The sequence below is a fragment of the Alteromonas sp. DYW1 genome, from assembly GCF_059752595.1.
The window spans coordinates 2,818,892-2,844,660 of sequence record NZ_CM186038.1 but is presented as its reverse complement, the minus strand read 5'-3'; the positions used below and the strand labels follow the sequence as shown (position 1 = coordinate 2,844,660).

The 25,769-nt window shown below is 47.8% G+C and carries 24 protein-coding genes; 13 read left to right on the top strand and 11 right to left on the bottom strand.

Annotation, left to right across the window (positions count from 1 at the left end):
* Positions 1-2 precede the first annotated feature (2 nt).
* Genes leuD through leuA form a run of 4 tightly spaced genes read right to left on the bottom strand, consistent with a single transcriptional unit; the run spans position 3 to position 4,679 of the window.
* A complete protein-coding gene (leuD, locus tag AC121Z_RS12765; RefSeq protein WP_498124401.1) occupies positions 3-608 on the bottom strand; it encodes a 3-isopropylmalate dehydratase small subunit in 606 nt (201 codons plus the stop codon).
* Positions 609-613: 5 nt separating this feature from the next.
* Complete coding sequence (gene leuC / locus AC121Z_RS12760; protein ID WP_498124400.1) at positions 614-2,014, bottom strand: 3-isopropylmalate dehydratase large subunit; 1,401 nt, start codon at positions 2,012-2,014, stop codon at positions 614-616.
* A 4-nt stretch (positions 2,015-2,018) separates the two neighbouring features.
* Positions 2,019-3,119 (bottom strand): 3-isopropylmalate dehydrogenase, encoded by a 1,101-nt coding sequence (gene leuB, locus AC121Z_RS12755; protein WP_498124399.1) that lies wholly within the window; start codon positions 3,117-3,119, stop codon positions 2,019-2,021.
* On the bottom strand, positions 3,120-4,679 hold the full coding sequence (leuA, locus tag AC121Z_RS12750) for a 2-isopropylmalate synthase (RefSeq protein ID WP_498128251.1): 1,560 nt from the start codon (positions 4,677-4,679) through the stop codon (positions 3,120-3,122).
* Positions 4,680-5,207: 528 nt separating this feature from the next.
* Between leuA and AC121Z_RS12745 the strand changes: the two genes are divergently transcribed.
* Complete coding sequence (locus tag AC121Z_RS12745) at positions 5,208-6,215, top strand: M28 family peptidase (RefSeq protein ID WP_498124398.1); 1,008 nt, start codon at positions 5,208-5,210, stop codon at positions 6,213-6,215.
* A 117-nt stretch (positions 6,216-6,332) separates the two neighbouring features.
* Here AC121Z_RS12745 and AC121Z_RS12740 read toward each other — a convergent pair whose 3' ends face one another.
* The 4 genes from AC121Z_RS12740 to mutS all read right to left on the bottom strand — a co-directional run bounded on the left by AC121Z_RS12740 (position 6,333) and on the right by mutS (position 12,787).
* Positions 6,333-7,010: a hypothetical protein gene (locus tag AC121Z_RS12740; protein WP_498124397.1), complete on the bottom strand. Its 678-nt coding sequence runs from the start codon at positions 7,008-7,010 to the stop codon at positions 6,333-6,335.
* Positions 7,011-7,093: 83 nt separating this feature from the next.
* Positions 7,094-8,386, bottom strand: coding sequence for a phosphopyruvate hydratase (eno, locus tag AC121Z_RS12735; protein WP_498124396.1), 1,293 nt, complete (start codon positions 8,384-8,386; stop codon positions 7,094-7,096).
* A 15-nt stretch (positions 8,387-8,401) separates the two neighbouring features.
* Positions 8,402-10,033: a CTP synthase gene (gene pyrG, locus AC121Z_RS12730; protein WP_498124395.1), complete on the bottom strand. Its 1,632-nt coding sequence runs from the start codon at positions 10,031-10,033 to the stop codon at positions 8,402-8,404.
* Positions 10,034-10,186: 153 nt separating this feature from the next.
* Positions 10,187-12,787, bottom strand: a complete 2,601-nt coding sequence (gene mutS, locus AC121Z_RS12725; RefSeq protein WP_498124394.1) for a DNA mismatch repair protein MutS — start codon at positions 12,785-12,787, stop codon at positions 10,187-10,189.
* A gap of 36 nt (positions 12,788-12,823) precedes the next feature.
* On the opposite strand from mutS, the gene AC121Z_RS12720 reads away from it, so the two are divergent.
* Both AC121Z_RS12720 and recA read left to right on the top strand, forming a co-directional pair.
* Positions 12,824-13,360 (top strand): CinA family protein, encoded by a 537-nt coding sequence (locus AC121Z_RS12720; protein ID WP_498124393.1) that lies wholly within the window; start codon positions 12,824-12,826, stop codon positions 13,358-13,360.
* A 111-nt stretch (positions 13,361-13,471) separates the two neighbouring features.
* Positions 13,472-14,500, top strand: a complete 1,029-nt coding sequence (gene recA, locus AC121Z_RS12715) for a recombinase RecA (RefSeq protein WP_498124392.1) — start codon at positions 13,472-13,474, stop codon at positions 14,498-14,500.
* A gap of 70 nt (positions 14,501-14,570) precedes the next feature.
* Here recA and AC121Z_RS12710 read toward each other — a convergent pair whose 3' ends face one another.
* Positions 14,571-14,891: an EscU/YscU/HrcU family type III secretion system export apparatus switch protein gene (locus AC121Z_RS12710; protein WP_498124391.1), complete on the bottom strand. Its 321-nt coding sequence runs from the start codon at positions 14,889-14,891 to the stop codon at positions 14,571-14,573.
* Position 14,892: 1 nt separating this feature from the next.
* On the bottom strand, positions 14,893-17,073 hold the full coding sequence (locus AC121Z_RS12705; RefSeq protein ID WP_498124390.1) for a hypothetical protein: 2,181 nt from the start codon (positions 17,071-17,073) through the stop codon (positions 14,893-14,895).
* A gap of 175 nt (positions 17,074-17,248) precedes the next feature.
* Here AC121Z_RS12705 and ccmA point away from each other — a divergent pair, with 175 nt between their 5' ends.
* Genes ccmA through AC121Z_RS12655 form a run of 10 tightly spaced genes read left to right on the top strand, consistent with a single transcriptional unit; the run spans position 17,249 to position 25,105 of the window.
* A complete protein-coding gene (gene ccmA / locus AC121Z_RS12700; RefSeq protein ID WP_498124389.1) occupies positions 17,249-17,884 on the top strand; it encodes a cytochrome c biogenesis heme-transporting ATPase CcmA in 636 nt (211 codons plus the stop codon).
* Positions 17,884-18,552: a heme exporter protein CcmB gene (gene ccmB / locus AC121Z_RS12695; protein WP_498128249.1), complete on the top strand. Its 669-nt coding sequence runs from the start codon at positions 17,884-17,886 to the stop codon at positions 18,550-18,552. The genes ccmA and ccmB overlap by 1 nt, the downstream gene beginning before the upstream one ends.
* The gene (locus AC121Z_RS12690; RefSeq protein ID WP_498124388.1) at positions 18,552-19,295 is read left to right on the top strand and encodes a heme ABC transporter permease; all 744 of its coding nucleotides are present in this window, start codon (positions 18,552-18,554) and stop codon (positions 19,293-19,295) included. The genes ccmB and AC121Z_RS12690 overlap by 1 nt, the downstream gene beginning before the upstream one ends.
* Positions 19,296-19,320: 25 nt before the next feature.
* Entirely contained in the window at positions 19,321-19,533 is a 213-nt protein-coding gene (ccmD, locus tag AC121Z_RS12685; protein ID WP_498124387.1) for a heme exporter protein CcmD, read from the top strand.
* Between the two features lie 14 nt (positions 19,534-19,547).
* Positions 19,548-20,012, top strand: a complete 465-nt coding sequence (ccmE, locus tag AC121Z_RS12680) for a cytochrome c maturation protein CcmE (protein ID WP_498124386.1) — start codon at positions 19,548-19,550, stop codon at positions 20,010-20,012.
* A gap of 2 nt (positions 20,013-20,014) precedes the next feature.
* On the top strand, positions 20,015-22,015 hold the full coding sequence (locus AC121Z_RS12675; RefSeq protein ID WP_498124385.1) for a heme lyase CcmF/NrfE family subunit: 2,001 nt from the start codon (positions 20,015-20,017) through the stop codon (positions 22,013-22,015).
* Positions 22,015-22,614: a redoxin family protein gene (locus AC121Z_RS12670; RefSeq protein WP_498128248.1), complete on the top strand. Its 600-nt coding sequence runs from the start codon at positions 22,015-22,017 to the stop codon at positions 22,612-22,614. The genes AC121Z_RS12675 and AC121Z_RS12670 overlap by 1 nt, the downstream gene beginning before the upstream one ends.
* A complete protein-coding gene (locus AC121Z_RS12665; RefSeq protein WP_498124384.1) occupies positions 22,611-23,084 on the top strand; it encodes a cytochrome c-type biogenesis protein in 474 nt (157 codons plus the stop codon). The genes AC121Z_RS12670 and AC121Z_RS12665 overlap by 4 nt, the downstream gene beginning before the upstream one ends.
* A complete protein-coding gene (gene ccmI, locus AC121Z_RS12660) occupies positions 23,085-24,329 on the top strand; it encodes a c-type cytochrome biogenesis protein CcmI (RefSeq protein ID WP_498124383.1) in 1,245 nt (414 codons plus the stop codon). It begins immediately after the preceding gene.
* The gene (locus tag AC121Z_RS12655; protein ID WP_498124382.1) at positions 24,326-25,105 is read left to right on the top strand and encodes an MlaA family lipoprotein; all 780 of its coding nucleotides are present in this window, start codon (positions 24,326-24,328) and stop codon (positions 25,103-25,105) included. Before ccmI ends, AC121Z_RS12655 begins: the two co-directional genes overlap by 4 nt.
* Positions 25,106-25,211: 106 nt before the next feature.
* Here AC121Z_RS12655 and AC121Z_RS12650 read toward each other — a convergent pair whose 3' ends face one another.
* Positions 25,212-25,709, bottom strand: a complete 498-nt coding sequence (locus AC121Z_RS12650) for a GNAT family N-acetyltransferase (RefSeq protein ID WP_498124381.1) — start codon at positions 25,707-25,709, stop codon at positions 25,212-25,214.
* Between the last annotated feature and the right edge of the window lie 60 nt (positions 25,710-25,769).

Genomic DNA, 25,769 nt, shown 5'->3' with positions numbered 1-25,769 from the left:
GCTTAGATCCAAGTTGGCATCTTTGCTTCAAATGCGCTGATCGCCTCGTGGTGTACTAACGTTTGACCAATCATATCTAACCCATTGATTAAATTATGTTTATGCTGAGCATCAATAGTGAACGGATGGCTCTGATTGTGCCAAGTTACCACTTGTTCGGGTAAATCAACGCAGATTTGTAAGTTTGGATCTGCTGCTACGGCCGCAAATAGTGCATCCATAGCAGCCGGATCTAGGCTCACTGGGAGTAATTGGTTATTGATGGCATTGCCATAAAATATATCGGCAAAACTGGTGGCAATGACAACATGAAAACCATAGTCGGCCAGCGCCCATGGCGCGTGCTCACGACTTGAGCCACAGCCGAAATTCTCGCGCGCTAACAATATACTAGAGCCGGCATACACCGGATCATTGAGCACGAACTCGGGATTGGGTTCCTTCTCATGCTGGTCAAGATAACGCCAGTCATGGAATAAATGCTTGCCGTATCCCTCGCGAGTTACACTAGTGAGAAACTGCTTCGGAATGATTTGGTCAGTATCCACATTGGCTTGGTCAAGCGGACATGCGCGTCCAGTATGCTGCTGAAAACCTTGTTCACTCATCTTTGTTACTCCTGAAATTCTCTTACATCAGCAAAGCGGCCCCGCAGTGCAGCTGCAGCGGCCATGGCTGGACTAACCAAATGGGTACGCGCTCCGCGGCCTTGACGCCCTTCAAAATTCCGGTTACTCGTGGACGCACAGCGATCGCCTGCTTGCAATATGTCATCATTCATCCCTAAGCACATGGAACAACCGGGTAACCGCCACTCAAATCCAGCTTGGAGGAAGATCTCATGTAATCCTTCTTGCTCAGCTTGTTGTTTAACTGCTACAGAACCTGGTACCACTATGGCCGTGACATCGGAAGCGACTTTACCGCGCTGCGCGATTTGTGCGGCTGCGCGCAAATCTTCGATGCGACTATTCGTACAAGACCCAATAAATACATGGGTAATGGGAGTGTCGGTTAGGCGTGTGCCGGGCACTAATCCCATGTAACTTAATGCCTTACGTGCGGATTCAACGGCGACTGGATTGGCGGCCTCTTCAGGCGCGGGAATGGGCATATTTACGCCCACCACTTGGCCTGGATTAGTCCCCCAGGTGACTTGTGGTTCAATCTCCGCTGCGGCTAAATGGACAACGGTATCAAAGGTCGCATCGGGATCCGTTTGCAATGTCTGCCAATAGGCAACCGCTTGTTCAAAGCGTTCGCCTTGTGGCGCATATTCTTTGCCTTTGAGGTAATCGAAGGTGGTCTGGTCAGGGGCTATCAACCCTGCTTTTGCGCCTGCTTCAATACTCATGTTACAGATCGTCATGCGCTCTTCCATGCTCAGTGCTTGGATTGCGCTACCAGCGTATTCGATGACGTGACCAGTCGCGCCAGCATGGCCAATTTTACCAATAATCGCGAGAATGATGTCTTTCGCGGTGACGCCCACAGGTAATTTTCCGTCAACCTGGATCAGCATGGTCTTCGCCGGATTTTGCTTAAGGGTTTGCGTCGCCAGTACATGTTCCACTTGCGAGGTGCCTATGCCGAACGCCAAAGCGCCAAATGCACCATGCGTTGCTGTGTGCGAGTCGCCACATACAACGGTCATACCAGGTAAGATAAGGCCTAATTCTGGCCCCATGACATGCACGATCCCTTGTTTTTGATGCCCGACAGGATAAAGCGTTATCCCATGCTGTTCACAGTTGCGCGCAAGGGTTTGTAATTGCAGCTGATTCTCTGGACCGCAGGCGTCTAAAGCAAGAGAGCGGGTTGAAATCGAATGATCCATAGTGCCAAAAGTCAGGTCAGGGCGGCGTACCTTACGGTCTTTAGCGTCGAGCCCAGCAAACGCTTGTGGCGACGTCACTTCGTGGATCAAATGGCGATCAATATAGAGTAACGCTTCATTATCCTGCTGCTGCACAATATGCGCCTGCCAAATCTTCTCGAATAATGTTGAGGCCATTAACTTACTCCTGTGACGATAAAATATGGGCGACGATAGCATTGCCGACTTGTGCGGTGGTACTCGCTGCGTGCCGTTTCTCTGGGGCTAATAATTCACCGGTTAATACACCATCCGCTAAGGTTGCTATAACCGCTTGATCGATCGCGTCGGCCGCCTCGCTGGCACCCAAACTGTAACGCAGCATCATTGCCGCAGACAGGATTTGGGCAATAGGATTAGCAATGCCTTTGCCTGCGATATCCGGCGCAGAACCGCCAGCTGGTTCATACAAGCCAAAACCATCGGCATTGATACTGGCAGAAGCCAAAAGCCCCATTGAACCGGTCAGCATAGCGCATTCATCGGAGATGATATCGCCAAATAAGTTCGAGCACAGCATTACATCAAACTGGGCGGGATCTTTGATTAGTTGCATCGTTGCGTTATCAATATAGATGTGTTCGAGAGTGACATCTGGATACTCTTGCGCGACGTCTTCCGTGATTTCACGCCACAGTCGTGAACAAACCAATACATTGGCTTTGTCGACTGAGGTCACTTTTTTCTTGCGCAATTGCGCTGCTTGAAAGGCACTATGGGCGATACGACGTATTTCTGCGGCGGTGTAGCGCATGGTGTCGAATGCTACGGTCTCATCACCTTCACCTTCTCGCCCTTTCGGTTGACCGAAGTAAATACCGCTGGTTAATTCGCGTACCACTAATACATCCACACCGCTGGCGGCGATGTCTTGGCGTAATGGCGATAACGCCTCCAAACCAGGATAAATTTTTGCCGGACGCAGATTACTGAATAAGTCGAAATGACTGCGTAAAGTCAGTAATGCGGCACGCTCAGGTCGCTGCTCAAGCGGTAATGCATCCCATTTCGGGCCACCAATCGAGCCGAATAGGATCGCATCAGCGGCTTCACAGCCGGCCAATGTTTGTGCTGGGAGTGCATGTCCATGCTTATCAATTGCACAGCCTCCGACGTCAAAAGCGGTACGCTGTAATTTGATTGCAAAGCGTTGCTCAATCGCATCTAAAACCTTGATGGCTTCGGCCATAACTTCTGGTCCAATGCCATCACCCGCTAATACGGCAATGTTGTATTCACTCATTCATACGCCCTTAATTTTGACTTGCTGTTGTTTTTTCTCATCGATTTGGTCGGCCAGATGAGTATTGTTGAGTACGTGGATAAGTGCCTTAACGCCAGACTCGACGATATCCGTTGCCAAACCAATGCCGTGAAAACGGCGACCTTTATATTCAGCAACGACACTAACTTGGGCCAATGCGTCAGCACCTTCGCCTTTCGAGTCCAATTTAAAATCAACGATTTCAATATCATCATGACCGAGAACTCGAATGATAGCGTTAAAGGCGGCGTCAACAGGGCCGTTACCAATCGCTGATTCAGTAACAGAATCAGCACCAACTTTTAAGGTTACTGTAGCGCTAGGGACAATATTACGCCCCGCATTGGCATGTAAGTATTCTAACGCGTAGTGGGCATGTTCTTGCTTTTGCTGATCAAAGAACAATAGCGCTTCCAGATCGTAATCAAACACCTGCCCCTTTTTGTCCGCCAATTTGAGGAAGTCGGCATACAGCGTATCTAGATCATAGTCAGTATCTTGATAGCCCAATTCATGTAATCGATGCTTGATCACATGGCGACCCGAGCGCGAGGTGAGGTTAAGATGATTTTTGTTTAGGCCAACGCTCTCTGGCGTCATAATTTCGTAGGTGTTTTGCGCTTTGAGTACGCCATCTTGGTGGATCCCTGAAGAGTGACTAAAAGCATTGGCACCAACAATTGCTTTATTGGCCTGCACTGGCATGTTGCAAAGTTGACTAACTAAGCGCGACGTGCGGGTAATTTCTTGGGTGTCAATGTTGGTGTCTAAACCAATCAGTGCATAGCGGGTTTTGAGCGCCATGACGATTTCTTCTAATGAACAGTTACCGGCACGTTCACCGATACCGTTAATGGTGCACTCCACTTGTCGCGCACCATGCTCCACCGCACTTAACGAATTGGCTACTGCAAGACCTAAGTCATTGTGACAGTGCACTGAAATAATCGCTTTATCGATATTCGGTACACGCGCGAACAGTTGCTGAATAATACCCCCAAATTCACTTGGGATGGTGTAACCCACAGTATCAGGGATGTTAACTGTAGTGGCACCTGCTGTAATTGCAGCTTCCACCATACGGCATAGGTAATCAATATGTGTGCGACCTGCGTCTTCGCAGGAAAACTCAACGTCATCAGTATATTGTCGCGCATGTTTAATGGCTGCTACCGCCATTTCGACGATATCGTCTTGTGACTTACGTAGTTTGGCATTGACATGAATATCAGAGGTTGCAATAAATGTATGAATACGAAACCGTTCGGCCACGCTCAATGCTTGACCGCAAGCATCGATGTCTGCAGTCACGGCACGCGAAAGGCCACACGGTATTGATGTTTTTAAGGTGCGAGCAATTTGTTGTACCGAGGTGAAGTCACCCGGAGAACTAACTGGGAACCCGGCTTCGATAATATCCACACCGAGTCGCTCGAGCGCTAGCGCGATTTGCAGTTTCTCGCGTGCACTCAAACTCGCAGGCAATGCCTGCTCGCCATCGCGAAGTGTGGTATCGAAAATTTTTACTTGGCTCATGATCCCATGCTCCCTGTTATGTGCATAAAAAAACCCGTGCGGTGCACGGGTTTTTGTGTATTGCTAAAAAGATGCAATCTACCCGTGCAGTCTTGCTGCCATCAGAATAAGTAGGAGTAGAGAGTTGTGTCTTTTCATTTTGTAATTTTCATATTGCTTAGCTGCACTTTACAAACTAACGTGCACTTAGGCAACCATTGTTTACAATGCTCGATATAACGAATGGTTATATCGATAGGTGAGAGAGTAAACTGAGGCCTCAATGCTGATATAAACTGCGCATGTGTAGTGGGGCAATGTCAGCTAATTGGTCTAGGCGTAGACTAATTTTGCATTTATATTTCTGCACACCAGTGTTTAAGCCGCAGATGCATGATATCTATTGATTTAGATTCAACCTACAATGACCGAGTATTTTCTCATCCAGCAGAGTTTTGCAACGGCGATGGGCGTCAGCGTTATGAGGTAAATAAACGCATTTGGTTATAGTCATCAATATATTTTGCCGCGAGTCGGCCATTTAGGATCAAGATGTTAAGAAATTATAAACCACTGTTAATGATCGCACTTCGCCTGAGTGTCCTTATTGCTTTATTGGTAGGGCTGGGGATAGGGACGTTAAAGTTTTTAACCGTACAAGAACAACAGCGGATTGATAGCTTAATACAACAACGGATGACAGTTGCACATCCATTACGGTTGGAGTCGCAAGCCCTGCTGAATGACTTGAAATGGTTGGCGGATGAAGGTTTAGCCGGTCGCTTTCCTGGTTCGCCTGGCAGTTTACAAGCGCGAACCTTCATTACTGAACGTTTTCAAAATTTGGACCTACTGCCCGCCGGTAGTGAGGGATTCCATCACCCTTTTAGCTATTTAGAGGGCACCGCCGTCAATGTACTTGCAGAGGTGACCGGCACTGAACAACCTGAGAAAATGATTGTGGTTACGGCGCATTATGATCACTTAGGCGAACGCCATGGCCAGATCTATCCCGGCGCGGATGATAATGCTTCAGGTGTGGCGGCTTTGCTTGCCATGGCTAAATATTTTGCGCAACACCCACCAATGCATACAATTATTTTTGCCGCTTTAGATGCCGAAGAAGATGATTTAAATGGCGCGCAAGCGTTATTTACCACAGGATTATTGGCACCTGATAAAATCCTGTTTAACCTGAACTTAGATATGTTAAGCCGGGATACCGATAACACGTTATTTGCTGTAGGAACTTACCATACCCCCTGGTTAGCCAGGGTAATTGATATAGCCCAACTGGAAAGTTCAGTTAGGTTAGTGGCTGCTCATGATAAGCCGATGTGGCAAGTCGGCTGGGTTCCCGATTGGACGGATGACTCTGATCACTTGGCGTTTCATCAACGGGATATCCCGTTTTTGTATTTAGGCGTCCCTGATCACGCGGATTATCATCAACCAACAGATACCTTCGATAAGGTCGACCAAGGCTTCTTTGTGGCTGTTAGTGAGGCGGCGCTGAGTGTGCTCATCAGCGTAGATGAGTCTTTGCAACAGGTTAACTAGCTTTACTTACTATCGTTCAAGGTTGGCATAACTCGGTGAAACGTGTTTTACCAGAATGCATTTGGCAACATCGGGAACAAAGCATCTGTCTGAAGCCGGCTAAACTGCACGCGCCATCTAAAAGTACAGCGGCTTGCCACTATAGGTGAAGGTTTTCCAATCGATCAACGTGCTAAGTAGCAGTTCACGTAATGTAAGCGTGCGTGGTGCCAACTTACCCTTATGATTCCAGCAATGTCCCGCGCACGCTGCGGCCATGGTACGTTTATTGGGGAGTGTCAGTTGCAACTCTGTGGCTTCTAATAATCGTTTATGTGATGAGTCATCAACGTACGCACCGTCAAAAGAAAACCAGCCGAACCGATTGAGGTGCAGGGTTTGATTCTCTGGTTGGATCCGATCGACGCAATCTAGCTCCAGGTGCTGATGGTCATAGTGCGTGACACTAACGCAAACCGGCAGGCCAATGCTGGCTTTCTGCGAAAACCAGGTTTCGGTTTGTTCTGCTGAAATAGCATTTGCAGGGTTTTTACCTGCTTGCTTGTTGCGCCAAGAGCCATTGTGGGCATCAACGTCTAGCGGCGTTGGATTATTGACCAAGTACTCTGCGGCCCGTTTGACATGATGTGATAGCCCGCCTAGTTTGCGTCGCATAAGCGCGGCCTGACCCGGTCCTTGCTGCGCCAGTACCATTAACTCGCGTTCATACAACGCATTGCATACATCGGCGAACAACGGTTGTTCACTGATCTGGGCAAAAATATCGGTTTGCGGTGGCTGTTCTGAACTGGACATAGTGGCCGCTGATGGCGGGGTTATTGAACGATCTGGATAGCCTGCCTGACAAGCAGGCTATCATCAAGCAATAATCGACTAAATTATTGACCTTTTATTTCACTGCGACCTTTATAAGGCGCTTTTTCTCCTAGCATTTCTTCAATGCGTAAGAGTTGGTTGTATTTTGCGACGCGGTCAGAGCGACACAAGGAACCGGTTTTGATTTGACCGGCTGCCGTACCCACTGCAAGATCGGCAATCGTGGCGTCTTCAGTTTCACCGCTGCGGTGCGAGATCACTGCAGTATAACCGGCGAGTTTAGCCATCTTGATGGCGTCCAGAGTTTCACTAAGGGAGCCAATTTGATTGAACTTGATCAAGATTGAGTTGCCCACGCCATTGTCGATGCCGCGCTTCAGAATTTTGGTGTTGGTAACAAACAAATCATCACCCACCAATTGCACGGAATCACCGATCTTCTTAGTTAGACTGCTCCAACCATCCCAGTCACTTTCATCTAAGCCATCTTCTATCGAAACGATTGGATAACGCTGAGATAAATCGGCTAAGTAATCACCAAAGGCTTCAGAATCAAATTGCTTGCCTTCGCCAGATAAATCATACACCCCGTTTTTATAGAACTCAGACGCCGCGCAATCCAGTGCTAGAGTAATATCGCTACCCATTTGGTAGCCGGCATTTTCAACCGCTTCAACAATCACTGATAACGCCTCTTCATTTGAGGCTAGGTTGGGGGCAAAGCCGCCTTCATCCCCGACGGCAGTATTTAGGCCTTTGGCATTTAGCACTTTCTTAAGGGAATGAAAAATTTCCGCGCCCATGCGCAGTGCTTCGGCGAAGTTCTTTGCACCTACCGGTTGCACCATAAACTCCTGAATATCAACGTTGTTGTCGGCATGTTCACCACCGTTGATGATATTCATCATGGGTACCGGCATTGAGTATTCGCCCTCAGTACCATTGAGTTTGGCAATATGTTGGAACAGGGGCATATTTTGATCGGCTGCTTGCGCTTTTGCGACCGCCAATGAAACCGCTAAGATGGCATTGGCGCCGAGGACTTCTTTGTTTTCAGTGCCGTCTAAATCAATCATGATTTTGTCGACCGCGCGCTGATCGGCCGCGTCTACGCCAGCTAATGCCGGTGCTATGCGTGCATTAATCGCATTAACCGCTTTTAAAACACCTTTGCCCAAATAGCGCTCTTTATCACCATCGCGCAATTCTAACGCTTCGCGTGAACCGGTAGATGCGCCAGAGGGAGCCGCCGCTCGACCCATTGCGCCAGAGGCTAAATAAACGTCAGCTTCAACCGTTGGATTACCGCGTGAATCTAATATTTCACGCCCGATGATACGACTGATGGTTGCCATGCTGATTTCTCCTAATTAATGATGTTTTTTCTGGTATTCGCCTGCAGCTGCGACGAAACCGGTAAATAATGGATGCCCGTCCCGTGGCGTCGAAGTGAATTCCGGGTGGAATTGACCAGCGACGAACCAAGGATGATCCGGAATTTCGATCACTTCTACAAGTCGTTTATCGGTGGACAAACCACTCACAACCAAGCCTGCAGCTTCAATCTTTTCGCGCAGATTATTATTAACTTCATAACGGTGGCGATGGCGCTCATGGATTTCATCAGAGCCATACAGTTGGTGCACCTTACTGCCAGGGATCAAATGGCAAAGCTGACTACCTAAACGCATAGTTCCGCCAAGATCAGAGTTATCATCACGATACTCTTTTTGGCCATCGGCATCTAACCACTCAGTAATTAAGCCGACTACCGGGTAAGGGGTTTCAGGATCAAACTCAGTACTGTTGGCGTTTTCCATGCCCGCAACATTGCGCGCGAATTCAACCAGAGCAACTTGCATACCCAAACAGATCCCTAGGTAGGGGACTTTGTTTTCGCGAGCATAGCGAGCAGCCGCTATTTTGCCTTCAATTCCGCGCTCACCAAACCCACCAGGCACCAAAATCGCATCAAGATTCTCTAGGATTTGGGTACCTTTACTTTCCACGTCTTGCGAGTCGATATGTTTGATATTCACCGTCAAGCGATTCTTTAACCCGGCGTGCTTAAGGGCTTCATTGACAGACTTGTATGCATCGGGTAATTCTACGTATTTGCCCACCATGCCAATGGTGACTTCACCGGTTGGATTAGATTCGGCGTACAGTACCTGTTCCCACTCAGTTAAATCCGCCTCAGGGCAATCTAAGCCAAAGCGCTCGACTACGAGACTATCCATGCCCTGCGCTTTCAGAGCGGCAGGTATGCGGTAAATGCTGTCGACATCTTTTAACGAGATAACCGCTTTGTCGGCAACATTGGTAAACAACGCAATTTTTGAGCGCTCGTTGGCAGGTAGCGCATTGACTGAACGACAAACCAGAATATCAGGCTGAATACCGATGGAGCGTAGCTCTTTTACTGAGTGCTGGGTTGGCTTCGTTTTTACTTCACCCGAAGCTGGCATATAGGGTACCAGAGTTAGGTGCATATACATGGCACGTTCGCGCCCGATTTCCGTGCCAAGCTGACGAATAGCCTCAAGAAACGGTTGTGATTCGATATCACCTACCGTGCCACCAATTTCAACAATCGCGACGTCACTGCCTTCTGCACCAGAGATAACCCGGCGCTTGATCTCATTTGTGATATGCGGGATCACTTGGATTGTAGCACCAAGATAATCACCGCGACGCTCACGTTTTAACACTTCTTCGTATACCCGGCCAGTAGTGAAATTATTGCGTTTAGTCATGCGGGTGCGAATGAAGCGCTCATAATGACCAAGGTCAAGGTCAGTTTCGGCACCGTCATCGGTGACAAACACTTCGCCGTGTTGGATTGGACTCATCGTGCCCGGGTCCACATTGATGTATGGGTCAAGCTTGAGCATGGTTACATTTAAACCACGCGCTTCAAGAATAGCGGCTAATGAGGCAGCGGCAATACCTTTTCCAAGTGATGATACAACACCACCCGTGACGAAAATATAATGTGTCATGCGAAACCTAAGGCTTAGAAATTGAACAGGCTGTTGCCACTCACGCACTCATAAGTGTGGAACGAGATTTGTGCAGCGGACGGCGCAATAGTATACGCCCAAAGCGCACCCGACACAATCATTGAGTCGGGCGAAGTTGGGCTTTTTTCAGGCTTAATCGTTCAGCAACTGGCGTAAATGATAGAGAGTCTCTAGTGCTTGCCTTGGGGTCAAGTCATCGGGATTGATGGCTTCCAGTGCGGTGATAACAGGATGGTTATCGGGGAGCATCAGTTGCACAGGTTGGGATGCATTGAGATCAGTGCCAGATGCTGCAGAACTCACGGATTCAAGTTCCAGCTGCGCTAGCTTATGCTTAGCTGCCTTGATTACATCCTTAGGCACGCCAGCCAATTGCGCCACATGCAAGCCATAGCTCTGACTGGCAGCCCCTTCTTGTATGCTGTGCATAAAGCGGATGGTATCGTTATGCTCAATTGCACTCACATGCACATTAACGACGTTACGAAATTGCTCTGCGAGTTGGGTCAATTCAAAATAATGGGTCGCAAACAGGGTTAACGCGTTAATTTTTTCTGCCAGATGACTAGCTGTCGCCCATGCGAGAGATAAACCATCAAAGGTACTGGTACCGCGTCCAATTTCGTCCATTAATACCAAACTCTTAGGCGTGGCGTTGTGTAGGATGGTGGCGGTTTCAGTCATTTCGACCATAAACGTCGAGCGCCCTGAGGCCAAATCGTCAGAAGCACCAATACGTGTAAATATACGGTCAATTTCGCCGATGCGTGCGTTTTCTGCAGGTACATATGACCCGATGTGGGCAAGTAACACGATCAACGCTGTTTGCCGCATGTAGGTACTTTTACCCCCCATGTTTGGTCCGGTTATGACTAACATCTGACGTTTATCATCAAGGTCAAGCGGATTGCCAATAAACGGCTCTTTCATCACTTGTTCAACCACGGGGTGACGACCGTTGGCATAGCATATTGAGGTGCCAGCCACCCATGTGGGCGGATGGTAATCCAGAGTTTCCGCGCGTTCAGCTAAACAATGCAGTACATCGATTTGGGCAATGGCTTGCGCGCAATGCATAAATTCCGCTAATTGCGGCATGAGTTTATCGAATAATTCATCATACAACGCCTTTTCCAGCGTCAGTGCGCGGCTTTGGCTAGTTAATACCTTATCCTCATGCGCTTTTAACTCGGGGATAATATAACGTTCATTATTCTTCAGTGTTTGGCGGCGAATGTAATCTGCAGGCACTTGTGCACTTGAGGCTTTGCCGATTTCAATGTAAAAGCCATGGACTTTGTTGTAGCCCACTTTGAGTGAGCTGATCCCTGTACGGACTTTTTCTCTGGCTTCCAGTTCTTCCAAATACTGCGTGGCGCCGGTAGCTAAATCACGCAATTCATCAAGTTCAGCACTGTAACCGGTGGCAATAACGCCACCGTCACGAATAACGACGGGGGGATTTTCATTGATGGCGTCAGATAACAGCGCTGCGGCAGCGTCAAAGCCTACACAAGCATTCGCTAAGCGAGTAAGACAGGAGGATCTAGCGTTTGCGGTACTTTGTTCAATCGACGCTATTAATGCAGGCAATACCTGTAACGCATCGCGTAAGCGTGCGAAATCGCGAGGCCGCGCGGAACGCAAGGCCAAGCGTGATATGATCCGTTCGATATCACCAATCTGTTTGAGTTGCCCGGTTAAACTATCGTCATACTGGATTAAACAGGCTATCGCGGCTTGGCGCTCGGTTAACTGGTGCTTGTCAGTAATTGGATGGTGTAACCAGCGGTTAAGCAGTCGCCCTCCCATGGCGGTGGCAGTCGTGTCGAGTGCTGAGAGCAGAGTATTGTCGCGCCCGCCGGCCAGATTGACCGAGATTTCCAGATTGCGCCGTGTGGCTTCATCGAGTTGCACCCAATGTTCTGAATTCTCAATGATCAACGCACGAATGTGCGGTAGTGCGCTGCGCTGTGTGTCTTTCACATACTGTAAGACGCAACCTGCCGCCCCAATACCAGGGTGATCGTTGTTAACACCAAAACCACTGAGATCATTGGTATTAAACTGTGCGGTAAGTTGTTCAATTGCGCTTTGGCATTCAAACTCCCACACTGGGCGTCGCCTTGCACCTTTAACATTTGCCACAAGATGTGCACAGCTAAAATCTTCGGAATACAATAGCTCTGCCGGTGATAACCGAGCTAAGTGAGCTTTTAAGCCACTTTCGTCACTGGCATCACATAAACTAAAGCGGCCGGTCGATAGGTCGAGTGCGGCGAGTCCAAACGACTGCTCACTCTGACACACCGCCACGAGTAAGTTGTCTTTGTGATCGTCAAGTAGCGCTTCATCAGTTAAGGTACCTGGTGTAACAATGCGCTGAACTTGGCGTTCAACGGGGCCTTTGCTGGTGGCTGGATCGCCCACTTGCTCACAGATGGCAACTGAAACGCCGAGTTTGACTAATTTGGCTAAATAGCCTTCCACGGCATGATAGGGAACGCCAGCCATGGGGATCGGATCGCCACCCGACTTGCCGCGCGCAGTAAGGGAAATATCCAGTAACTGAGCAGCTCGCTTGGCATCATCATAGAACAATTCATAAAAATCACCCATGCGATAAAACAATAGGGTGTCGGGGTGTTCCGACTTGATACGCAAATATTGTTGCATCATGGGCGTGTGCCCAGCGAAGCTTTGTTGTTGAGTTGCAGGTTTGTTCGACGGCATACTATCGCTTGTATCGATCGTTAAAGGTTATTATTCATGGCTGACCTACACCCTGCTATGGCAGATGTTCAAATGTCCGTTAACCCAACACAGTGTGATCTTGACGCCTTGGCAACGCGACTCGGGGAATTACTGGCACTTAGGGAGAAGCAATTCTCTTGCGCCGAGTCGTGTACCGGCGGAGGCATAGCTTACGCGATTACGAGCGTGTCTGGAAGTTCTGCGTGGTTCCAACGCAGTTGGGTTACTTATGCCAATCAAGCCAAGATCGATGAATTGGGTGTATCTGTCCAAACCTTAAACAATTATGGAGCGGTAAGCGAGCAGACTGCTGCTGAAATGTTGCGGGGAGTGCAACAACGTTCAGGCGCTAACATTGCCATAAGCGTCACGGGTATCGCCGGGCCTACAGGAGGCACAAAGGACAAACCTGTGGGGCTTGTGTGGTTTGGTTTTGCAGTAGACAAAAAAGAATGGCTTATTGCTCAACAATTTAGCGGTGATCGCGCGCAAGTCAGACGACAAGCAATTGCTTTTGCGTTAGCATTTCTGGTCGAACGTCTAGTTGAATAAACCCACACATCTAGCATAATTCCAAAAAAACACTTGTAACTGTATAGCTATACAGTATACTGCATGGGTATACAGTACTTAGCCAGTTTAATGAATAAGAGGATTACTCCGGTGGATGATAATAAATCCCGCGCACTGAGCGCCGCTCTAGGTCAAATCGAGAAGCAATTTGGTAAAGGTGCCATCATGCGCCTTGGTGATAACCAAGCCATGGATATTGAAGCCATTTCAACGGGCTCTTTGAGCATCGATATTGCGCTGGGTATTGGCGGTCTGCCGTGTGGCCGCGTGGTTGAAATCTATGGTCCTGAATCTTCGGGTAAAACAACCCTCACACTGCAAGTCATTGCTGAGGCGCAAAAGAAAGGCAAGACTTGTGCATTCGTCGATGCTGAGCACGCATTAGATCCTATTTATGCTGAAAAATTGGGCGTTAATATCGATGACCTCTTGGTGTCACAGCCTGATACGGGTGAACAAGCGCTGGAAATTTGTGACATGTTGGTGCGGTCTGGAGCGGTTGATGTGGTGATTGTTGACTCGGTTGCGGCTTTGACACCGAAAGCAGAAATTGAAGGTGATATGGGTGACTCGCATGTTGGTCTACAGGCGCGTCTTATGTCACAAGCGTTGCGGAAGTTAACAGCAAACATCAAGCGTTCTAATACCTTGTGTATCTTCATTAACCAGATCCGGATGAAAATTGGGGTTATGTTTGGTAACCCAGAAACCACGACGGGTGGTAATGCATTAAAATTCTATTCCTCAGTACGTTTGGATATTCGTCGTATCGGTTCGATCAAAGATGGCGACGAAGTCGTGGGTAACGAAACTCGGGTTAAGGTCGTCAAAAATAAAGTGGCACCGCCGTTTAAACAAGCTGAGTTCCAAATCATGTATGGGCAAGGGATATCAAAGGAAGCCGAGTTAATTGATCTGGGTGTGCAGCAAAAAATGGTCGAGAAGGCAGGAGCTTGGTATAGCTACAATGGAAATCGTATTGGTCAAGGTAAGGCGAACGTAGTGCGCTTCTTAAAGGATAATCCAGAGATTTCAGCGGAGCTAGAAACTCGGATCCGGAACGAATTGTTGCTACCTAAAACCAAGGCCAGCGAAGAAGCCGTTGCTGCTGAAGAATAACTTTCAAGCTCCCTAGCTTATTAGCCGCATCAACATCGATGCGGCTTTTTTATGTGTGCTATCCAAGGGGTTACACATTGGTATTAATCGATGGGTTTGGATCCTGCCAGTTTGGCGGGGTTTTGCCTTGCAATAGGTACGAAAACGCAATCAGTTCAGCAATCACATAATATAATTGCTCTGGAATTTCCTGGCCGAGATCCAGTGTACTGAGAAACTCAGAGAGGTATTGGTCTTCGTGAACGAACACGTCATTGGCTTTCGCAACCGCAATAATTTCTTCTGCTAATTCACCGAAACCTTTAGCTATTATCTCCGGTGCACTGCCTGCATGTTCGGTTTTATATTTTAACCCGATAGCACGTTTATTTTTATCTTTCGGTTTAGTCATTTCACACCTGAGTATGCAGTATCTGATAGGGTTTTGTCCGCAGTGTTTCAGGGATCACACCGAGCTGGCAGGTCGTTGCCGGCATTTCCAATCCTAGTGCGGTCAATCGCTGTTTCAAGGCCGGTAAATATTCCAAAACGCGTATACGAAGCGCCTCATTACTGGTATACAAATCTAGATTAATGGTTGTATCTTGCAAGCGACATTTAGTTAACACGTCGCCATATTCACCAACTCTTAAAAGCATAGTGAGGTGCCAGGTCTGTTGGGTATGTGCATTGTCCTGTTTATCCTTGCCCGCATGATGTTCACGGCGGATCAAAAACTCAGTATCTTTAAAGTGAGGCTGCCCGGTGCCAGGGATCGTATAAAAAATACTCTCTTGACCTTGGAGCGCAGTTTCTATTTGACTTAGTTTATTATAACTGTGTTGACTCAGCGCTTTGCTGAGTGTGCGTAACAATTGTTGGCGTTGCTCTATTTGGGTAAATTCCTGCGCTGAACGACGTATGTTAGCGGTTGGCGCAGCGGCAGGTTGGGTTGTGCTTTGTACCTGATGCAAAGATTGTATTAATTGACCAACGCGTTCTTGGGCTATGTTGAAGCTTCGGCCTGAGCGCGCCGCTAAACTCAGTTGCAATAATGCAACGAGCCCACTCACCAAGCTATTGACGGGGCTCATTTGTCCTAGTGCTTGGCTGGTGACAGGTGTGGCTGGTAGCTGCATTAATTGCTGCAATTGTTGAACGTCGGGTTGCTGGGTGGTAAGCGGCACCAGCGCTTGCCTAATTTGTTGGAACATAGGTCGAATGTCACTATCAACTTGCTGGGTCAGCATTTGTAAGGCTTGATTAAGCGTTTGTGCAGTTTGACTACTGGATTCGGCGTTTATAAATTGCTGCTTTATTGCTGTGCGCATTTGCTGCAATAGTGGTGCTTCAATACGACTGTCCCGAGCAGCAGTGCCCAAACCAGGCCTATTTGATTTCGCTGTCTCCCCGATGGTGGGCAGTATTGCGCTCGAGTCGGTCAAGCTACCACTGGCAGGGAAGCGTTCAATAGCCCGAATAAATTGCGTTTGCTGTTGGTTATTCAAGGTAAAAAAAGTATTTAGCTGCCGCGATTGCAGCGCTGGCAATTGAGGCACATTTTTTAGCACGGTTTGAGCCTCGCTAGTAAGCGCTGGAGCGGAGTTCGGCAAAACGTTTGTCGCGCTGGTAGTTAATGCTTGTTTAGCGAGAGGAAGAGCAATATCTAACGCCACACGCTGGTTATCATAGGCTCGCAAGGTCACCTGTAATCCAGCCGTTTGTGCAGCTTGCTTCAATAAACTAAGAGTTTCGGGTTTGAGCAATGGAGATAGCGCTTGAGTCACGCCATCGTTGAGCTTTAGCGGGACTCCTTGGACTGCCAGCTGAGGTAAACCTTTCGGTAAGATGGATTGGTCCATAAGAACAGCAGTCTGCACGGTTTTTACGCTTGTTCCTGATGGGGCTGTCCCACTGTTATTAGAAAATGGGGGATCGATTGAAGGCTTTGATTGTGCTTGGGGCGCGAGTGTAATTTTGCCAACAAATTTATCGCCCTGTTGGTGGATTTGCAATGTCACGGTTTGCCCCGGTGTTAATGGCGCTTGCGATTTTGGCCATTGCACTGACAGGGTATTGAGATTCGCGATTGGTGGTTGCAATTGCAGTAGTACCTTAGTGCCCTGCACATTGAGCACTTTGGCTTGTCGGATTTGGCCAAGGTTGAGGTTTTGGGCAACAAGTTGAGTTATCCCTGTTTGGTTTGCGAGTGCCTTGAATAAGGTTTGTTGTTGCTGATAAGAAACAATAGCATCAAACAACTGCTTTCGTTCTGTGGTGACGAACAGGCTTTGCCCGTCTGCGCTGCGGGCGATTTGTCCACCACTAATACCTTGTAGGTTTTTATTCTCAAGGGTTAACAACGGTGTGCGTGCGCTATCTTTGAGTTGTATTTGCACTTGCGCTTGCATAGGCGCAAATGTAACCGGTAGTAGGCGCGTGGCGGCTAAGCTTTTACCTTCAACAGACGCAGGTGTGGCGCTTGTATGAGAAAGTGACGCTAGAAGGTTGCCTAAGTTAACATCTTGCATAATAACGTTATCGGTAGAGTTAGCGATCCCTGCAGACCTAAATGGTGTGTTGATCTCGCGCAAAGTAACATCAGTCAGAAGTATTAGAATACGCCGCCTTGACCGAAAAGATAGCGATTTTCTGTTAAATTATTCAGTTAAATTGACGGATCAGGTGCCGAACCTCGTGAACAGTTATGCTACACTCTCGCGCCAGAATTAGGCTGAATAATCCCCTTAGCAGATTAAGGAATTGTTGTTGTCACAATTAGATGCTGTTGACTTGACATGTGTGCGCAGAGATCGGGTCCTGTTTGAAAACCTCAGCTTCACAATTGAAGCGGGCGAATTGGTCTATCTCACTGGGCAAAACGGTGCTGGTAAAACGAGTTTGTTGCGCACTGTCGTTGGGCTGCATCAACCCTATAGCGGTGACTTATTATTTAATGGGTGCAGTATTCGGGAGCCCGACGCGCGGCGTGAGTTTGCCCGAGCGTTGGTTTATATCGGGCACAAGTCGGCAGTTGAACCACACGCGACGGCTCTGGAGAACTGTCAATTTTGGTGTGCTCAGCAGGGCATCAAAACCACCGTCAACCATATTTATACTGTGCTTGAAGAGTTGGGTTTGGTCGGACTTGAAGATGTGCCATGCGGACAATTATCAGCCGGTCAAAATCGCCGTGTCGCGTTGGCACGGATGTGGTTAAAACCGTCTGCCAGCGTTTGGATTTTAGATGAACCCTTTACGGCACTCGATGTCTACGGTATTCAGTTAATTGAACAACAAATGCAACGATTTATTCAGCAAGGTGGGTGGGTGTTGTTAACGTCGCATCAAACGCTACAGTCTGTAATTCCATCCAAACAAGTCGATTTGGCGTATCAATTATGATGAGTAGTCCCTATAAGGCAATGTGGCGACGCGAGTTTACGCTGGCATTCAGACAAAAATCTGAACTGGTGCAGCCTTTGGTGTTTTTTGTTCTTGTGGTTAGCTTGTTTCCACTCGGGGTGGGGCCATCGCCCGAAACACTGCAGCGAATTGGACCTGGTGTGATCTGGGTAGCTGCTATTTTAGCGTCCCTGTTAGGAATGGAGCGTTTATTTCGCGACGATTTTCAACAAGGCTGGCTAGAGCAATTAGCGCTCACGGATGCTTCTATGGCGGGATTAATGGCGATAAAAGTTGCTTGTCATTGGCTCATGTCGTTTATTCCTTTAGTCATCATTTCGCCATTGTTAGCCTTGTTCTTAAATTTAACCGAGAGCATGTATTGGGCGTTGTTAGCGACTCTGACATTAGGTACCCCATTGATCAGTCTAGTCGGCGCAATTGCAGTGGGACTGACTATGGGCCTTAATCGCGGTGGTGTGCTGCTCGCCTTGTTGCTCATTCCGCTATTCATCCCGCTGTTAATTTTTGCTACCGCAGCAATTGAAGCAGCGGCGATGCAATTACCCTACTTGCCACAGTTGGCGGTGATAGGGGCGTTATTACTCTTGGCAATGGCCATTACGCCCTTTGCTATAAGCTATGCAGTTAAAGTGAGTTTAAACTAATGTGGAAATGGCTACATCCATACGCGAAACCAGAGCGTGCTTATCAGTTATGCAATACCTTGATGCCTTGGTTTGCAGTTACTGCAATTTTGAGTTTGTTAATTGGCACCCTTTGGGGCCTGTTATTTGCCCCCGCTGATTATCAACAAGGCGATTCATTTCGCATCATCTATATTCACGTACCCAGCGCAATGTTATCGATGGGAACCTATGTGGCAATGGCCATTGCTGCGGCAGTTGGAATGATATGGCAATGGCGTACCGCTTATATGGCGATGATTGCGATGGCTCCAGTTGGGGCTGTCATGACATTTGTGGCGCTTTGGACCGGGGCTGCTTGGGGTAAACCTATGTGGGGTACTTGGTGGATATGGGATGCGCGACTGACCTCTGAGTTGATCTTGTTATTTTTGTATTTGGGTGTCATGGCCTTGTATGCGGCTTTTGATGACAAACAACAGGCCGGCAAGGCCGCAGGTGTAATGGCATTGGTTGGTGTCGTCAACGTTCCGATTATTCACTTCTCGGTGGAGTGGTGGAATACCCTTCACCAAGGTGCAACGATAACCAAGTTTGGCAAACCGTCAATTGCCCCAGAAATGCTCTGGCCGCTGTTGATTAATATTCTCGGTTTTGCTGCATTCGTGGGGGTGGTCACTTTAGTACGCATGAAGAATGAAATATTGCGTCGTGAGTTACACCGGCCCTGGGTTGTTGAAATGGTCAGCAAAGCTAAAGAGTAACGTGGATTAAAGAGATTAAAAGCACATGCAGTTTACGAGTTTCAGTGAATTTTTAGCGATGGGGGGGTACGGCTTTTTTGTCTGGCTTTCTTTCGGTGTAACCGCGTTGGTTATGACTTTATTGGTGGTCGAGAGTGTGTGGGCAAGACGCCAGTTGATAGCCCAAGTTAACGCCGAACAAGCGCGCAAAGCGCGTATTGCTCGATCACGTCAAGCGTCTGCAACGCATACAGAATAAAGGTTGTTGATGGTATGAATCCAAGAAGACAAAAACGTTTAGTCGTCGTTAGCAGTGTATTACTGCTGATTTCCGGTGCGATTGGCCTGATGCTATATGCATTGAATGAAAATATTGACCTTTTTTATACTCCATCAGAAGTCATTGATGGTAAGAATGGCAGTGTGCCCAGTGTCGGTCAGCGTTTACGCATTGGTGGTATGGTGGTTGAAGGCTCGGTGCGAAGAGAATCCGAGTCTCTTGCTGTTAGCTTTGACCTGGTCGATGTCGGCGAAAAGGTAACCGTCAGGTACGCAGGGATCTTGCCTGACCTTTTTCGTGAGGGGCAGGGAATTGTCGCCACCGGCGTACTGGTTGAACCGCGTATGATCGAAGCGCACGAAGTCTTAGCCAAACACGATGAAGAGTATATGCCGCCGGAGTTAGCTGAAAAGATGAAAGGTATTAAGCACGTCAAACCTTCAGAGGCAGGTTACTAAGGATGATCCCAGAACTAGGCAATATTGCCCTAACCATCGCATTAGTTTTATCAATTTTGTTGTCGGTCTATCCATTATGGGGTGCACAAACCAATAATCAGCCGTTGATGGCAACAGCGAAACCATTAGGTGTTGCGCTATTTTTGTTCACTGCCATTGCCTATGCTTGTTTGACATACGCCTTTGTCGTTGATGATTTTAGCGTTGCTTATGTTGCCCACCACTCCAACAGTTTATTACCGATTTACTACAAGGTGACTGCAGTCTGGGGTGGGCATGAAGGCTCATTTCTGCTGTGGGTGTTGATGTTATCTGGTTGGATAATCGCGGTAGCGGTATTTAGTAAAGGGATCCCGCAACCGATGGTCGCGCGCGTGATGTCGATTTTAGGCATGGTTTCGGTGGGTTTTTATTTATTCATGCTGCTAACCTCCAATCCTTTCGAAAGCTTATTGCCACTGTTCCCCGTTGATGGGCGAGATTTAAACCCATTATTGCAAGATTTTGGCATGATCATTCATCCTCCTATGCTGTATATGGGGTATGTGGGCTTTTCAGTCGCTTTTGCCTTTGCTATCGCAGCATTGATTTCAGGGCAACTCGACAGTACATGGGCGCGCTGGTCTAGACCTTGGGTGATTTCAGCCTGGGCATTTTTAACTTTAGGCATTGCCTTAGGCAGTTGGTGGGCATATTACGAACTTGGCTGGGGCGGCTGGTGGTTCTGGGATCCGGTGGAAAACGCGTCATTTATGCCTTGGCTGGTGGGTACGGCCCTGATGCATAGTTTGGCAGTGACAGAAAAGCGGAAAGTGTTTAAGTCATGGACAGTGTTATTGGCGATAGCGGCCTTTTCGCTGAGTTTGTTGGGGACGTTTTTAGTGCGCTCTGGCGTTATTGTTTCAGTCCATTCTTTTGCCAGCGATCCCGCGCGCGGTCTGTTTATACTCGGCATCTTAATTGTGCTAAGTGGCTTTGGTTTATTACTCTATGCGCTTAGAGCTAAAGAGTTACGTAGTCGCGGTAACTATGACAGTTTCTCGCGCGAAGTGTTGTTAATTGGCAATAACGTGCTGTTATGCGCAGCGACCCTCGTCGTGCTGTTAGGAACGCTTTTTCCTCTGGTGCATAAAGAATTAGGTTTAGGCACTATTTCAATTGGCGCACCCTTTTTCAATCAAATGTTCGTGGTATTGATTGTTCCCTTTGTGTTCATGTTAGGGATCGGTCCTTTATCACGTTGGAAGCGTCAGCCGGTAGGGGATTTGCGCAACCATATGCTGATTGCCTTTGGAATTAGTGTGAGTGCTGCTTTGTTGGTTAACTTTAATTACGACCAACCGACATTTATGGCGACGTTGGGGATGATTTTAAGCTTTTGGATCTTGGTGAGTACTGTGCAAGAGGTCCGACAGCGCGTGGCTGCTCAGCAAAATAAAGATACTGTCGCAGCACTGCGGAGTCTTACGCGCAGTCATTGGGGAATGGTCTTAGGGCATGTTGGTTTCGCGATTACGCTAATTGGGATCACTTTAGTGAGCAATTATGAGCAAGAGCGAGACGTGCGTATGCTACCGGGCGATACAGTCTCTCTCGCAGGTTATGATTTTCTGTTCACCGGCGTGAAGCAAGTGGATGGGCCGAATTATCGAGCCGATGTAGGCGTGTTCGACGTTTTTAAGGACGGTGAGAAACTTGTGCATCTGGAACCAGAAAAGCGTTTTTATCCGGTACAACGCACCACGATGACGGAAGCAGGTATTCATGCCACGCTAACGCGCGACCTGTTTATTGCATTGGGTGAGCCGCTCGAAGGTGATGCCTGGGCGGTGCGTTTGTATATCAAACCTTTTGTGGTTTGGATTTGGGCTGGGGCTTTTGTGATGGCATTAGGTGGTGCTATGTCTATAGCGGATAAGCGTTATCGTTTAAGTAAAGTGGCACGACGAGAAATTAACTCGCAAAGTCTGGAAGTAACACGCGCACATGTTGGAGCAAAATGATGAAAAAAGCCTGGTGGTTTGCAGTACCTGTCAGCATTTTTGCCTTGCTAGTTGTATTTCTTTTTCAGGGGCTGTTCAGTGATCCGCGCGAACGCGACTCAATGGCATTGGGTAAGCCACTGCCGCCGTTTGACTTACCTGATTTGTTTCAGCCGGACATTCGCTACACGCCCGCCGATCTGACCGGAGAAGTTAGTATTCTTAATGTTTGGGGGGTTTGGTGCGTGACATGTGCTGTGGAATTGCCCTATCTAACTCGGCTTAGTGAACAATTCGGCGTGCGGTTTGTTGGCTTGTATTATGACCAAGATTTAGATCCTGATTTTGGTACCAAGACATTGCAACGCGTGCAAGGTGAAGTTACACAAATGCTGAATCGGTTGGGAAATCCTTATCAATTCCAAATCTTCGATGTGGTACGCGATTATTCCCTCGACTTGGGGGTTACCGGCGCACCGGAGCATTTCGTTATTGATACACAAGGACGGATCAGACTGCATCACGTAGGGGACATCAATGAGCGAGTGTGGACCCACAAGATCAAACCGGTGTATGACCAATTAATTGCTGAGCAAGCAGGCGCGGAGGCAGGGCAATGAGATTGTACCTATTTGCCACTTTAAGTGTCTTGTATGCTTTCTGTATTACGGCGCAAGCGCAACAAGTGAATGCGCAGGACGGTGTTGATAGCTATCAGTTTGATTCCCCTCAACAGCGCGAGGTGTTCCTGGAACTAACCGCAGTGTTACGCTGCCCTATGTGCCAGAATCAAAATATCGCTGACTCTGATGCTATGATCGCACATGATATGCGACGGAAGGTTTACCAATTACTCAAGCAAGGCAAAAGTAAACAAGAAGTGATTGATTTTATGAAATCACGCTACGGTGATTTTGTTTATTATCAACCACCCGTTACCGTTTTTACATTATGGCTTTGGGTGCTGCCAGTTGTCTTCGCCTTAGTCGCTTTAATTCTAATCTCTCGCAAGCGTTCAGTTAATCATGAACAGGACGATATTGCAGGCAAATTGAAGCAAGCAGATGCCTTGCTGGACCGAGAAAAATAAATGAGTTGGACTGTTTTTACTATTATAGTGGCTGGGTTCCTCGCCTTGCTTGCTGTGCTTGTTGCTTTGCCATGGATCCGACAACGCAACCAACAAGTCACTGATCAATTGCGCAACGCACAAATTGTTAAGCAACGTTTAAATGAGATTGAGAAAGAATATGCTGAAGGTTTGATTGCTGAGTCTGATAAAGAGCAAGCCATTCTGGAATTAAAGCTTGCGCTTGTGGATGAAGCAAAGGCCGAGGCTAGTGGGGAAAAGAGTGGCGTTTGGTTACCGATTTCTGTCGGCTTAGTGTTGGCTTTTAGTACAGGGAGCTTGGTCTATTATCAAACTAATCATCTCAAAGCCGTTGATACCCTGTTACAGGCGAACGCGTCAATTGGCGCGTTGAGCGATAAGTTAATTGCAGTAGCCAACAACCAAGCGGATATAACTCCGGAGGAACTGCAGTTACTCGCATTAGCTATACGTCAACGCTTACGTGCTACGCCAGATGATGATCAAGCATGGTTAAACCTTGGTCGGCTGTACATGAGTATGGGCTTTTCAGAGCAATCGATTGAAGCCTTTGAGCGGGCGTTTACGTTGGCGCCAGAAGATGTCAATACACGCTTGAGCTTTGCGCAAGCCTTAATGTTAACTGGTGAAGATGAGAACCTACAACGCTCTGAGCGGATCCTAGATTTCGAATTAACCCAACAGCCCCAAAACGATAATATTCGTTTGATGCTCACCGTGGTAACAGCACAATTGGGGAAGCTTGCTAAGGCGCAGGAATATTTTGACTCCATCAAAGCAAAAATGTCACCCGATAGTGATATGTATCAGTCGCTGACAGCACGTTTGGCTGAACTCGGTGGCGAGCCAGTGAAACAAGATGAAACAAATTTAACTGGCTTTAGTGTGCAGGTATCAATAACATCCGAACTGCGGGAAAAGTTACCGACCAATGCATTTTTGTTTGTGTTTGCGCAAGATGCCGAGGGTACCATGCGAGTACCGGCTGCTGTCGTAAAGTTACCACTTGCGGCACTACCTACTACGGTGCAACTCACAGAGAAGCAGGCGATGCTCGCGACATTTACATTGAACAACATTCAGCAAGCACGCTTGGTCGCAAGGATTTCTCGTGATGAAAATGTAGAAGCCATGCAAGGCGAACTTCAGGGGATGACAGAAATTGCGGTTTCGGCCGGTCAGATTGTCGCGACTGAAGTATTAATCGATCAGGAAATACAATGAATAAACTAATCGCCATTCTCGCGAGCGCTTCACTGTTGGTGCTCGGAGGCTGTGCTACTCAATCTAGTCAAGAGCAAGTGGCTGCAGAGCAAAACTCAGGCGATCCACGCGATCCCCTAGAGCCGGTTAACCGAGTGCTTTGGGATTTTAATTATGAGATCCTCGACGAGTTTATTTTACGCCCAGTCACTGTCGGATATGTGACTGTAATGCCAAAATTTGCCCGTACAGGCCTTTTAAATGCGGCACAAAATTTAGAAGAGCCGGTGAATTTTGTAAACAATCTGCTACAAGGAAAAGTCGGCGGTTCAATGGACAGCATGGTGCGTTTTTTGTTGAACTCTACCATCGGTGTGTTTGGCATTTTTGATGTCGCAGAAAAGATGGGCGTGCCCAGACATGATGAGGGGTTTGATGAAGTGCTTGGAGTATGGGGTGTTGGCAATGGCCCCTATTTGATGCTGCCAGCCGCAGGCCCCAATGATGTGCGCGGTGTGTCGGGCGGATACGTCGATAATGCTTATTTCCCAATTACCTACTTGAACGGCAATTTTACCTTACTACGATGGAGCGTAGAAATACTCGAAGCGCGGGCGCGAGTCATGGAGCAAGAGCAACAGCTAGAAAACTCGGCTGATCCATACGCATTTGTCAGAAACGCCTACTTTCAAAATAAAGCGTTCCAAGTCAGTGATGGTCAGATAGAACAACAAGAGCCTGAAGAAGAGCAGTTAGAAGACTTTGAAGACTTCGAAAGTATGTTAGATGATCTTTGAGTACCGGCTCAGGATATGCTGATACTGTATCAACTAAGAAGGGGCGAAAACGCCCCTTCTTAGTGTTTAAACGAAGTGCCAATGCAGCATAGTTGCTATCGATATGTCAGCTAGCGGCGTTTAAGCGCATATCGATATGCATAATGCCGTCTTCATCATAAGCTTCACTGCAAATGCTAAAACCTAGCGCTGCATAGAAATCCCTAAGGTAGAGTTGGGCGCCGATTTCAATCGGCGCATTTGGCCAATGCTCTTGGCAGGCTTGAATGGCAGCTTGCATAAGAGCTTTGGCGAGTCCGTTCCCCCTTTTATCTGGTGCAACTGCTACACGACCTATACTGCAACCAGGGTATGAAATGCCCGGTGCTAGGCAGCGTGCATAGGCAGCGATTATTAGCTTGTGGTTTTCATCCTGTTCTGCATAAAACAAATGCAGCGAGTCGGGCGCGGTGTCTTTGTCATCAAGGTCGGGATAGACACAATTTTGCTCAACCACAAACACGTCACTGCGTAATTTCAATATCTGATACAGCTGGTGTACGCTTAATTGCTTAAAGCGTAACAGGGTAAAACGAGTTGCCGGATTAAGTGAATTATTCGCCATTGATGCAAACTTGCGAGAAAAAAGTTACTTTACTTTAACGGATCCCAAGAATAAAAAAAG